The sequence below is a fragment of the Bosea beijingensis genome (genome assembly GCF_030758975.1).
GTDB lineage: Bacteria > Pseudomonadota > Alphaproteobacteria > Rhizobiales > Beijerinckiaceae > Allobosea > Allobosea beijingensis.
On the sequence record NZ_CP132359.1, the window covers coordinates 3,348,272 to 3,359,498 of the forward strand.

Annotated in this window: 12 protein-coding genes; 11 read left to right on the forward strand and 1 reads right to left on the reverse strand. The window is 67.4% G+C overall.

The window, feature by feature from the left end; genetic code table 11:
* The first annotated feature begins 38 nt into the window (after positions 1-38).
* The 9 genes from Q9235_RS15980 to Q9235_RS16020 all read left to right on the forward strand — a co-directional run bounded on the left by Q9235_RS15980 (position 39) and on the right by Q9235_RS16020 (position 9,312).
* The gene (locus tag Q9235_RS15980) at positions 39-2,402 is read left to right on the forward strand and encodes a xanthine dehydrogenase family protein molybdopterin-binding subunit (RefSeq protein ID WP_306222750.1); all 2,364 of its coding nucleotides are present in this window, start codon (positions 39-41) and stop codon (positions 2,400-2,402) included.
* A gap of 17 nt (positions 2,403-2,419) precedes the next feature.
* A complete protein-coding gene (locus tag Q9235_RS15985; protein WP_306222751.1) occupies positions 2,420-3,223 on the forward strand; it encodes an FAD binding domain-containing protein in 804 nt (267 codons plus the stop codon).
* 120 nt (positions 3,224-3,343) lie between these two features.
* Positions 3,344-4,258: an AAA family ATPase gene (locus tag Q9235_RS15990; RefSeq protein ID WP_306222752.1), complete on the forward strand. Its 915-nt coding sequence runs from the start codon at positions 3,344-3,346 to the stop codon at positions 4,256-4,258.
* Between the two features lie 31 nt (positions 4,259-4,289).
* Entirely contained in the window at positions 4,290-4,667 is a 378-nt protein-coding gene (locus tag Q9235_RS15995; RefSeq protein WP_306222753.1) for a nuclear transport factor 2 family protein, read from the forward strand.
* A 142-nt stretch (positions 4,668-4,809) separates the two neighbouring features.
* Positions 4,810-6,009 (forward strand): vWA domain-containing protein, encoded by a 1,200-nt coding sequence (locus Q9235_RS16000; protein WP_306222754.1) that lies wholly within the window; start codon positions 4,810-4,812, stop codon positions 6,007-6,009.
* A gap of 41 nt (positions 6,010-6,050) precedes the next feature.
* Positions 6,051-6,374: an XdhC family protein gene (locus Q9235_RS16005; RefSeq protein WP_047574650.1), complete on the forward strand. Its 324-nt coding sequence runs from the start codon at positions 6,051-6,053 to the stop codon at positions 6,372-6,374.
* 1 nt (position 6,375) lies between these two features.
* Positions 6,376-7,005: a LysE family translocator gene (locus Q9235_RS16010; protein WP_306222755.1), complete on the forward strand. Its 630-nt coding sequence runs from the start codon at positions 6,376-6,378 to the stop codon at positions 7,003-7,005.
* Positions 7,006-7,008: 3 nt separating this feature from the next.
* Positions 7,009-7,701 (forward strand): XdhC family protein, encoded by a 693-nt coding sequence (locus tag Q9235_RS16015; protein ID WP_306222756.1) that lies wholly within the window; start codon positions 7,009-7,011, stop codon positions 7,699-7,701.
* A 9-nt stretch (positions 7,702-7,710) separates the two neighbouring features.
* On the forward strand, positions 7,711-9,312 hold the full coding sequence (locus Q9235_RS16020) for a molybdopterin-binding/glycosyltransferase family 2 protein (RefSeq protein ID WP_306222758.1): 1,602 nt from the start codon (positions 7,711-7,713) through the stop codon (positions 9,310-9,312).
* Positions 9,313-9,319: 7 nt separating this feature from the next.
* Here the strand turns inward: Q9235_RS16020 and bcsS are convergent, their stop codons facing one another.
* Positions 9,320-10,231: a cellulose biosynthesis protein BcsS gene (gene bcsS, locus Q9235_RS16025; RefSeq protein WP_306222760.1), complete on the reverse strand. Its 912-nt coding sequence runs from the start codon at positions 10,229-10,231 to the stop codon at positions 9,320-9,322.
* On the opposite strand from bcsS, the gene Q9235_RS16030 reads away from it, so the two are divergent.
* Positions 10,212-10,481: an usg protein gene (locus tag Q9235_RS16030; protein ID WP_306222761.1), complete on the forward strand. Its 270-nt coding sequence runs from the start codon at positions 10,212-10,214 to the stop codon at positions 10,479-10,481. The genes bcsS and Q9235_RS16030 overlap by 20 nt on opposite strands.
* A gap of 119 nt (positions 10,482-10,600) precedes the next feature.
* Positions 10,601-11,200, forward strand: a complete 600-nt coding sequence (locus tag Q9235_RS16035) for an exopolysaccharide biosynthesis protein (protein WP_306222762.1) — start codon at positions 10,601-10,603, stop codon at positions 11,198-11,200.
* The last annotated feature ends 27 nt before the right edge of the window (positions 11,201-11,227 follow it).

The window sequence follows — 11,227 nt, forward strand, 5'->3', positions numbered from 1 at the left end:
AGGCGCCCGGCAGAGGCGCCGTGCGAGGAGGGAACACCATGTCCGCCACCGGAATCGGCGCCGCAGTCCGCCGCAAGGAAGATCACCGTTTCATCACCGGCCAGGGCCGCTACACCGACGACGTCAACTGGCCGGGCCAGGCCCATGCCTATTTCCTGCGCTCGCCGCATGCCCATGCCAAGATCAAGTCGATCGACATCAAGGCCGCCGCCGGCATGCCGGGCGTGCTCGGCATCTTCACCGGGGACGATCTCGCCACCGACAAGATCGGCGGTTTGATATGTGGTTGGATGATCCACAACAAGGACGGCTCGCCGATGCGCGCCGGTCCGCACCCGGCGCTGGCGCAGGGCAAGGTGCGCTATGTCGGCGACCATGTCGCCGTGGTGGTGGCCGAGACGCTGGCCCAGGCGCGCGACGCGGCCGAGGCCATCGCGGTTGATTACCAGGAGCTTCCGGCGGTGGTCGATACCGCCAAGGCGATCGGCGCCAAGAGCGTGGTCCATGACGAGGCGCCGGATAACAGCGTGTTCAACTGGCATCTCGGCGACAAGGATGCGACCGAGAAGGCCTTCAAGGCTGCCAGGCACGTCACCAAGATCGACCTCGTCAACAACCGGCTCGTGCCGAACGCGATGGAGCCGCGCGCGGCCGTCGGCGATTACGACGCGGGTGACGGCATCTTCACGCTCTATACCACCAGCCAGAACCCGCATGTGGCGCGGCTCGTGCTCTCGGCCTTCATCGGCATCGCGCCGGAGAACAAGCTCCGGGTGATCGCGCCGGATGTCGGCGGCGGCTTCGGCTCCAAGATATTCATCTATGCCGAGGAGACGGTCTGCGTCTGGGCGGCGAAGAAGGTCGGGCGGCCGGTCAAATGGACGGCTGACCGGACGGAGGCCTTCCTCTCCGACGCGCATGGCCGCGACCATGTCACCCATGCGGAGCTGGCGACCGATGCGGAGGGCAAGATCCTCGGCATGAAGGTCAAGACCACGGCCAATCTCGGCGCCTATCTCTCGACCTTCTCGTCCTCGGTGCCGACCTATCTCTACGCGCCGTTGCTGTCCGGCCAGTACGACATCCCGGCGATCTATTGCGAGGTCGACGCGGTCTACACCAACACCGCGCCGGTCGATGCCTACCGCGGCGCCGGGCGGCCGGAGGCGACCTTCGTGGTCGAGCGTCTGGTCGAGGTGACGGCCCGCCAGCTCGGCAAGGACCCGGCCAAGTTCCGGATGCAGAACTACATCAGGAAGTTCCCGCACCAGACGCCGGTCATCATGATGTACGATGCCGGCAATTACGGCGCCTCCATGAAGAAGGCGCTGGAGATGATCGACTACAAGGGGCTTGGCAAGCGCAAGCGCGACTCGGCCCGTGCCGGCAAGCTGCGCGGCATCGGCTTCTCCTCCTATATCGAGGCCTGCGGCATCGCGCCGTCGGCCGCGGTGGGCTCGCTCGGTGCCGGCGTCGGCCTTTGGGAATCGGCCGAGGTCCGGGTCAATCCGGTCGGCACGGTCGAGGTTCTCACCGGCTCGCATAGCCACGGCCAAGGCCATGAGACGACCTTCGCGCAGCTCGTCAGCGACCGGCTCGGTATTCCCATCGACAATGTCTCGATCATCCATGGCGACACCGACAAGGTGCAGATGGGCATGGGCACCTATGGCTCGCGCTCGGGCGCGGTCGGCATGTCCGCGATCTTCAAGGCCATCGACAAGGTGATCGCCAAGGGCAAGAAGGTCGCTGCCCATGTGCTGGAGGCCGACGAGGCCGATATCGATTTCGCGGACGGGCATTTCTCGGTGAAGGGCACCGATCGCAAGCTCGATTTCGGCTCCTGCGCGCTGCAGGCCTATGTCGCGCACAAGTTCAACGGGCAGGAGCTGGAGCCGGGGCTGAAGGAGGGGGCGTTCTACGACCCGACCAACTTCACCTTCCCGGCCGGCGTCCATATCTGCGAGGTCGAGATCGATCCCGAAACCGGGGTGACGAAGATCGAGCGCTGGGCCGCCGTCGACGATTTCGGCAATGTCATCAACCCGATGATCGTCGAGGGGCAGGTCCATGGCGGCATCGCCCAGGGCGTCGGTCAGGCGCTCTTGGAAGGCGCCCGCTACAATGCCGACGGCCAGCTCGTGACGGCGAGCTTCATGGACTACACCATGCCGCGCGCCGACGACCTGCCATCCTTCGATGTCGGCATGACCGTGACGCCGTGCCCGTCGAACCCGCTGGGTATCAAGGGCTGCGGCGAGGCCGGCGCCATTGCCTCGCCGCCCGCCGTCATCAACGCCATCACCGATGCGCTCGGCCACGAGGACATCGCGATGCCGGCCACGCCGCAGGCGGTGTGGCGCGCGGCGCAGAAGTCGATCAGCCGCCAGGCGGCCGAGTGAGCTGAAAGGACAGGTCCATGTACGCTTTCACCTATCACAAACCCACGAGCGCCCGGCAGGCGGCGACGCTGCTCGCCAAGAAGGAGGATTCCAAGCTCCTGGCCGGCGGCCACACCCTGCTGCCGACGATGAAGCAGCGGCTGGCCTCGCCGACCGCGCTGGTCGATCTCGGCGCCTGCGCCGACCTGAAAGGCATCAGCCGCAAGGGCCGCAATCTCGTCATCGGTGCGATGACGACCCATGGCGAGGTCGCGAACTCGGCCGAGGTTCAGGAGGCGATCCCCGCGCTCGCCTTCCTCGCCGGAAGCATCGGCGATCCCGCCGTGCGCCATCGCGGCACGATCGGCGGCTCGGTCGCCAATAACGACCCGGCGGCGGATTATCCGGCGGCCCTGCTGGCGCTCGGCGCCACCGTCGTCACAAACAAGCGCAAGCTGACGGCGGAGGAGTTCTTCACCGGGCTCTACGAGACCGCGCTGGACGAGGGCGAGATCATCACCAAGGTCTCGTTCCCGCTGGTCTCGAAGGCGGGCTATGCCAAGTTCCGCAACCCGGCCTCGCGCTATGCCATGGTCGGCGTCTTCGTCGCCAAGCGCGGCAGCGAGATACGCGTCACGGTGACCGGGGCGGGCGAGGGCGGCGTCTTCCGCTGGCCGGAGGCGGAAGCCGCGCTGAAGGCGCGCTTCGCGCCGAAATCGCTGGACGGGCTGAAGCACACGGCCAAGGGCATCAATGGCGACATCCATGCCGATGCCGAATACCGCGCCCATCTGATCGGCGTGATGGCCAAGCAGGCCGTGGCGCAGGCGACGGGGAAGTAAGCGAAGCGCTTTGACTTCGCGCGCGTCATGGCCGGGCTTGACCCGGCCATCTCGTTCAGGACCTTACTTGCCTTCGAACAAGGGATGTCCGGGATATGCCCGGGCATGACGCGAGCCGCCATGTCTTCTCCTCTGCCTTCCTCCATCGACGCCACGCTCGCGCTGCTTCAATCGCAGGGCTATGTCGCTGACCGCGCGCTCGCGACGGTACTGTTTCTGGCTCTCCGGATGAAGCGGCCACTCCTGCTGGAAGGCGAGGCCGGTACGGGTAAGACCGAGATCGCGAAGGTGCTGGCAGCGGGGCTCGGCCGGCGGTTGATCCGGTTGCAATGCTATGAGGGGCTCGATCTCGCCTCCGCCGTCTACGAATGGAACTATGCCGGGCAGATGATGGCGATCCGGCTGGCGGAAGCCGGCGGCGTCGCCGACGATCGCGACCGGCTGGAAGGCGACATCTTCTCCGAGAAATATCTGGTGAAGCGGCCGCTGTTGCAGGCGCTGGAGCCGCAGGAGGGTGGGGCGCCGATCCTGCTGATCGACGAGCTCGACCGCACCGACGAAGCCTTCGAGGCCTTCCTGCTCGAGGTGCTGGCCGATGCGCAGGTGACGATCCCCGAGCTTGGCACGATCCGGGCGGCCGAGCCGCCCATCGTGATCCTGACCTCGAACCGCACCCGCGAGATCCATGACGCGCTGAAGCGCCGCTGTCTCTATCACTGGGTCGGCTATCCTGATGCTACGCGCGAACTCGCGATCCTGAAGGCGAAGGTGCCGGAGGCGCCGGCCAAGCTCTCGAAGCAGCTCGTCGCCTTCGTGCAGGCGATCCGCAAGGAAGAGCTGTTCAAGGCGCCGGGCGTCGCCGAGACGCTGGACTGGGCGACGGCGCTGGTCGAGTTGGACGCCGTCGCGCTCGATCCGGCCATCGTTTCGGATACGCTGGGGGCGCTGCTGAAGTATCAGGACGATATCCAGGCGATGCAGGGCTCGCAGGTGAAGGAGCTTCTGGATCGGGCCAAGGCGGAGGCGGGGCGCTAGTCTCTGCCCCGCGAAGCGAGAGGGTGCTGCCATGAACGCCGACATCAAGGCCGTCGAGGCGACGGTCCGGACCTATCTCGACGGGCTCTACGAGGGCGATGCCGAGAAGCTCGTCCATGTCTTCCATCCGACCAGCGCGCTGACCACGGCGCGCGACGATGGTGCGATCCAGATCGTCCAGCGCGACGCCTGGCTCGACGCCGTGCGCAACCGTCCGGCGCCGCAGGCGGCCGGGATGCAGCGCGACGACCATATCCTGACGATCGACCTCGTCGGGCCGACGCTCGCGCTGGTCAAGGTCAAGTGCCAGATGCCGCCGCGCTATTTCACCGACCTGCTCTCGCTCTTGAAGATCGAGAGCCGCTGGCAGATCGTCCAGAAGGTGTTCATGACGGAGACGCGGGGTTGAGTTCATCCTCAGCCCTCATCCTGAGGAGACCCGAAGGGCCGTCTCGAAGGATGGTCCAGATGGTTCCGGAGCCTCCTGAACCATCCTTCGAGACGCCGCGTGCCGCGGCTCCTCAGGATGAGGGCTGTGGGGTTGGGCAGCCGTGAGCGGCAAGCTTGCCGAGAACGTCGCCTATTTCGCCCGTGCCCTGCGCGCGGCGGGGCTGTCGGTCGGGCCGGGTGCCGTGGTCGAGGCGATCGCGGCGCTGGGCGACGGTGCGCTCGGCGGGCGCGACGATGTGTACTGGGCGCTGCATGCGATCTTCGTGAAGAAGCATGAGGATAGCCCGGTCTACGATCAGGCTTTCCGCTTGTTCTGGCGCCGGCGCAACCTGATCGAGAAGATCATGGCGCAGATGTCGCCGGTTTCGCCCCGCGCCGACAGCCAGCCGGAGAAGGCCGAAGCCGGGGCGCTGCGGGTCGCGGAAGCCTTCGCGCCGCCGCCGCGCGAGGACGAGCCGCCGAAGGAGCTGACCGAGCTGACGGCACGGCTCACCGTATCCGATCGCGAGATGCTGAAATCGCGCGATTTCGCCCAGATGAGCGCGGCCGAGATAGCGCGGGCCAAGCATTTGATCGCCGAGCTGAGATTGCCCGACGACAGCATCGTGACCCGCCGCTTCCGGCCGGCGCATCGCGGCACGCGTATCGATCCGCGCCGGACCTTCCGCCAGTCGCTGCGCGGCGGCGGCGCCTCGATCGATCTCGCTTTCCGCGAGCGGCGCGAGGTGCATCCACCCATCGTAGCGCTGGTCGATATCTCCGGCTCGATGGCCGAATATTCGCGCATCTTCCTGCATTTCCTGCATGCGCTGACCGAGAAGCGCCGGCGCGTGCATTCCTTCGTCTTCGGCACGCGCCTGACCAATGTTACGCGGATGCTCAGGGCACGCGACCCGGACGAGGCGCTCGCGCTGGCCGGCAAGGCCGCGCCGGACTGGGAGGGCGGGACGCGCATCGCCACGGCGCTGCACGACTTCAACCGCGTCTGGTCGCGGCGCGTGCTGGCGGGCGGGGCGATCGTGCTGCTCTTCACCGACGGGCTGGAGCGGCATCTCGATGACAGCCTGGGTTTCGAGATGGACCGCCTGCATCGCTCCTGTCGGCAATTGGTCTGGCTGAACCCGCTCCTGCGCTACGACGCCTTCGCGGCGCGGGCCAGCGGCATCCGGGCGATGCTGCCGCATGTCGACTCGTTCCGGCCGATCCATAATCTCGCGGCGATGGCCGATCTCTGCGCCGCGCTGTCGCTGGATGCAGGGCGGGAGAGCGATCCGCGCCTGTGGTTGAAGAAGGCCGGTTGAGGCATGATGTCTGGTGCCAGATTCAGGCGTAAGGTGACATCATGATCAGCACCGAAACCGACATCCTGCGCGCCGCCGAGGATTGGGCGCGCGGCGGCCGCGGCGTCGCCATCGCGACCGTGGTCGAGACCTGGGGCTCGGCGCCGCGGCCCGTTGGCTCGCATCTCGTCATCGACGGGGAGGGGAATTTCCTCGGCTCGGTCTCGGGTGGCTGCGTCGAGGGCGCTGTGGTGGCGGAGGCCGCCGACGTGATCGCCGATGGCAAGGCGCGCATGCTGGAGTTCGGCGTCGCCGACGAGACGGCCTGGCAGGTGGGCTTGTCCTGCGGCGGGCGTATCAAGGTCTATGTCGAGAAGGTGAACTGAGATGGCTTCCTGGGAAACCCTCGTCGCCTTCGCGACGGTGACCATCCTCGTCGCCTATTTTCCGGGGCCGGCGCTGCTCTATACCGCCGCCCAGACGATCAGCCATGGCCGCAAGGCCGGGCTGATGGCGATGCTCGGCATCCATCTCGGCTGCTACCTGCATGTCTTCGCCGCCGCCTTCGGGCTTTCGGCCGTGTTCAAGCATGTGCCGGAACTCTACATGGCCGTGAAGATCGCCGGCGCGCTCTACCTGATCTGGATCGGCATCGGCATGATCCGCTCCCGCCTGGGCTCGCCCGGCCAGCCGGTCGCCCCGCCCAAGACGGTGAAGCGCGCGCTGCTCGATTCCTTCATCGTCGAGGTGCTGAACCCGAAGGTCGCGCTGTTCTTCATCGCGCTCCTGCCGCAGTTCGTCGATCCCGCCGCTTCGCTGCCGGTCTGGGCGCAGTTCCTGATCCTCGGCATGGTCGTGAATTTCGCCTTCTCCTCGGCCGATCTCGTCACCGTCTTCGGCGCCTCGCTGGTCGTCGGCGCGATGAAGAAGACCAGGGCGAGCTTTGCCTTCGGGCGCTGGATCGGCGGCTCGCTGATGATTGCGCTGGGCCTGAAGCTCGCGACGGACAGGGGCTGAGCCGTGGAGCTTTCGACCCTCGCTGCGCTCAACGAAGAGCGGCAGGCGCGCCGCGCCGCCGTGCTGGTGAGCGATCTCGCCGGTGGTACCCAGAGACTGGTGAAGCAGGCTGAGATCGCCGCCGATCCGCTGGCGGAATTGCTGGAGCGGCAATTGCGCTCCGGCAAGAGCGGCATGGTCGAGGCTGATGGGGCATCCTATTTCCTGACCGTGCAGGCGCCGCATCCGCGCGTGGTCGTGACTGGCGCCGTCCATATCTCGCAGGCGATGGCGCCGATGGCGAAAGCGCTCGATCTCGACCTCGTGGTGGTCGATCCGCGCACCGCCTTCGCCACGCCCGAGCGTTTTCCGGAGGTGACGCTGCTGGCCGAATGGCCGGAGGAAGCGCTTCCGCGGATCGGGCTCGATGCCTACACCGCCTTCGTCGCGCTGACCCATGATCCGAAGATCGACGATCCCGGGCTTGTCGCGGCCCTGCGCTCGGACTGCTTCTATGTCGGCGCGCTCGGCAGCCGTAAGACCCATGGCCGGCGGTTGGAGCGATTGACGGAAGCCGGCTTCGACGAGACGGCGACGGGGCGCATCCATGCGCCGATCGGGCTCGATATCGGCGCGGTCTCGCCGGCCGAGATCGCGCTCGCGATCCTCGCCGAGATCGTCGCGACGTTGCGTGGCCCACGCCGCAAGCCTGCCTGAGGATAGACAATGCAGTTCGGACCTGTCGCCATTGCGGATGCCGTCGGCTGCATCGCGGCGCATACCATCCGCGCCGACGGGACCATCGTGAAGAAGGGCGCGGCCATCACGGCCGAGCTTGCTGCGAAGCTCAAGGCGGCTGGCGTAACCGAAATCGTCGCGGTCCGGCTGGAACCCGGCGATATCGACGAGAATGCTGCGGCGGCGCGATTGGCCGAGCGGATGACCGGCGATGCGATCATGGCTGAATCGCCCTTCACCGGACGGGTCAACATGTTTGCGATGCAGGCGGGTGTGCTGAGCATCGATGTCGCGGCGATCGATGCCTTCAACGCCGTGGACGAGGCAATCACGGTCGCGACCCTGCCGGCGCTGAAGGCGGTCGTGGCGGGCGAACTCGTCGCCACCGTCAAGATCATTCCCTATGCCGTGCCGCAGGCGCTGGTGGAGCAGGCGCTCGATGCGCTCGGCAGCATGCCGCCGGTCTCGGTTGCGTCCTATCGCCCATCGAGCGTCGCAGTGATCTCGACGCTGCTGCCGGGGCTGAAACCGAGCGTGGTCGACAAGACGCTAAGGATCATGCGCGACCGGCTGGAGCCGGCAGAGGCGGTGCTGGCGGCCGATCGGCGCGTCCGGCACGAAGCCGAGCCGCTCGCCGCGGCCATTGCCGAGCAGGCGGCGGGGGAGGCCGATATCATCGTCATCTTCGGCGCCTCCGCCATCACCGACAGGCGCGACGTGATCCCGCAGGCGCTGGTCGAAGCCGGCGGCGAGGTCGAGCACCTCGGCATGCCGGTCGATCCCGGCAACCTGCTGATGCTCGGCCGCATTGCCGGCAAGCCGGTGATCGGCGCTCCCGGTTGCGCCCGTTCGCCCAAGGAGAACAGCTTCGACTGGGTACTGCAGCGTCATCTGGCGGGCATTCCGGTCGGGCGCGGCGATGCCCAGAAGATGGGAGTCGGCGGCCTGCTGATGGAGATCGTCTCGCGGCCACAGCCACGTACTCCGGGCTCGGCCGGGAGCGGCCTGCTGGCGGGGATCGTGCTGGCGGCGGGGCAGTCGACGCGGATGGGCGCGGAGAACAAGCTGCTGCAACCGCTGCGTGGCAAGCCGATCCTCCGCCATGCCGTCGAGGCACAACTGGAAGCGGGCCTCGGTCCCGTGATCGTCGTGACCGGCCACCAGCCTGCGGAGGTCGAGGCGGTGCTGTCGGAACTACCTGTACAGCTCGTGCATAATCCCGACTATGCCTCCGGCCTCGCCGGCTCGCTCAAGGCCGGCGTGGCAGCGCTGCCGCCTGCGATCGCTGCGGCCGTGATCTCGCTCGGCGACATGCCGAATGTCACGCCCGCGGTCATCGAGCGCCTGGCGGAGGCGTATCGCGCGCGGCCCGAGGCGCTCGCGGCCGTGCCGACGCTGTTCGGCCAGCGCGGCAATCCGGTGCTGCTGGCGCGGGCGATCTTCCCGGCCGTGTCGCTGCTGAGCGGCGATCGCGGTGCGCGGCGATTGCTCGACGAGGCCGGGGAGCGTGTCGTCGACGTTCCCTTCGAGGACCCTGCCATCGCCATCGATGTCGATACGCCGGAGGCCCTGCGAGCGCTGCGGGGCTGATCGTCTCTCAACGCTGCCAGTGCAGTCCGACCGTGCCGTAATAGGCGGAGGGGCGGTCGCTGGTCTGCTGAAAGCCACCGGACACGCGCCACTCCAGCCCGAGGAAACGCAGGCCGGTGAGATGCAGGCCGAGCCGGTATTTGCGGTAGTCGCGGTCGCCATAGGCTTCGATTTCGGGGCCGATATAGAAGCCCGTCGGCATCTGCCAGCCCGGCGCGACGCGCGCCCAGAGGCGTCCGTTCAGCGAAGAAACATAGCCATTGGCCTGGATCATCGTTCCGGGCGTCGGAACGATCCAGAGATCGGCCTGCACCCGGACTCCGTAGCGGGTGGCGATGACGGAGGGGCCGAAGGCTTCGACCCGCTGCTCGGTTTCGGCATCCGAGCCGGCATAGAGCGCGATAAAGCTGCTGCCGATGCGCCATTCATAGCCAAGCAGCGCCTGCGCCTCGCTCTTGTAGGTGATGCCGTGCGGCTGGCGGCGGCGGGTCTGCTCCTGTGATCCGCCGGCCTTGACGAAGAGGCGGAAACCGCTTTCCGCGAGGCCTCCGCCGATGGCGCGCTTCATCCCGACGGAAAGGAAGGTCTTGGTCGGCCCGGCCTCCATCGAGCCGAAGATCACCATCGAGATCGGGCTGCGCTCGGCTTCCTCCTCCTCGGCACTCGCGCCGCAGATCGGGGCGGCGGCGACGATCATCGCCAGCCCGGCCAGTCCGGCCTTGCCCACACGGTACGCCACGCAAGCCCCCACGCCCGCTATTGCACAGGCGGCCCTCTCCGGCGGCCTGCCTCGAGATTGCAGCAGTTTGGCAGTAGGCTGGCAAGCCTTTGTTAACCAGGCGGGAGCAGGCTCGATCTGTCCGGCAAAGCTTTCGGCCCGCAGCAGGGGGGAGGTGGCGATGGTTTCGACCGATTTCATCCGGCAGCTCGAAGGCTACGGGCTGACCACGGCGACGATCCTCTACCGAATGCCGGATCACCTCAGCGTCCTGCAAACCTATATCTGGCAGCAATACGATCTGGCGCCGCGCTTCCCTGTGCTCCAGGACTTCCTGGCGTTCTGGAAGCGCGAGCTGGAAGGCCCGCTTCATTCGATCACGGTCGCGCATTCGCGCCTGATCCGGCCAGCGGAAATCCGCAATGTGAATGGCGTCTTCACCCTCCAATGAGCGCTCCGCCCGCCCGCCGGCCCCGAGCCTGGGGCATTGAAAACCTGCGTCCGGCTCGCTTGTTGGCGAGTGTCTGGGCGTGCTAGGCGGGCGTTTCCGCTTCGGCACGGCCTGCTCCTTTGTCATCTCCTCTGCGTACATCCGGACTTCTGACGGCGCTGGCGGGCCTGCCCGGGGAGCGCCTCGCCGTCGGCACGATCGTCGCCGCGCTGGAGGACCGGGCCTATGCGTTGCTGGTCGTGCTGCTCGGCCTGCCGAACTGCCTGCCGATGCCGCCGCCGATCCCGCTGGTCTGCGGGCTGGTGCTCGCCTTCGTCGCGGTGCAGATGCTGACGGGGCGGCGGATGCCCTGGCTGCCGCAGGCGCTGCTCGCGCGCAGCATCGGCAAGCCGGAGCTCAACCGGGCGGTGGCGCGGGCGCTGCCGGCGCTCACCTGGCTGGAGCGCTTTTCGCAGCCGCGCCTGACCATGCTGGGCAGCGCCTGGGCGATCCCGGTTCTGGGGCTGGTAATCCTGATCCTGGCGCTCGGCCTGATCGTTGCCGCGCCCTTCATCGGCCAGATCCCGCTCGGGCTCTCGGTCTGCCTCGTCGGGCTCGGCCTTGTCGAGCGCGACGGCGTGCTGATCATCATCGGAGCGGTGATCGGGGCTATCGGCCTGCTGCTCAGCGCGGGTTTCGCCTACGCGATCTTCAGCGGCATCCACGAGCTGTTCTTCTAGAGGTCCGCCGCCCGTCCGGCTCGTGGG

Bases quoted from the DNA above. Each gene is read 5' to 3' on its own strand.
- Q9235_RS15980 (WP_306222750.1), top strand. From the start codon at position 39: ATGTCCGCCACCGGAATCGGCGCCGCAGTCCGCCGCAAGGAAGATCAC.
- Q9235_RS15985 (WP_306222751.1), top strand. From the start codon at position 2,420: ATGTACGCTTTCACCTATCACAAACCCACGAGCGCCCGGCAGGCGGCG.
- Q9235_RS15990 (WP_306222752.1), top strand. From the start codon at position 3,344: ATGTCTTCTCCTCTGCCTTCCTCCATCGACGCCACGCTCGCGCTGCTT.
- Q9235_RS15995 (WP_306222753.1), top strand. From the start codon at position 4,290: ATGAACGCCGACATCAAGGCCGTCGAGGCGACGGTCCGGACCTATCTC.
- Q9235_RS16005 (WP_047574650.1), top strand. From the start codon at position 6,051: ATGATCAGCACCGAAACCGACATCCTGCGCGCCGCCGAGGATTGGGCG.
- Q9235_RS16010 (WP_306222755.1), top strand. From the start codon at position 6,376: ATGGCTTCCTGGGAAACCCTCGTCGCCTTCGCGACGGTGACCATCCTC.
- Q9235_RS16020 (WP_306222758.1), top strand. From the start codon at position 7,711: ATGCAGTTCGGACCTGTCGCCATTGCGGATGCCGTCGGCTGCATCGCG.
- Q9235_RS16030 (WP_306222761.1), top strand. From the start codon at position 10,212: ATGGTTTCGACCGATTTCATCCGGCAGCTCGAAGGCTACGGGCTGACC.
- bcsS (WP_306222760.1), bottom strand. From the start codon at position 10,231: ATGAAATCGGTCGAAACCATCGCCACCTCCCCCCTGCTGCGGGCCGAA.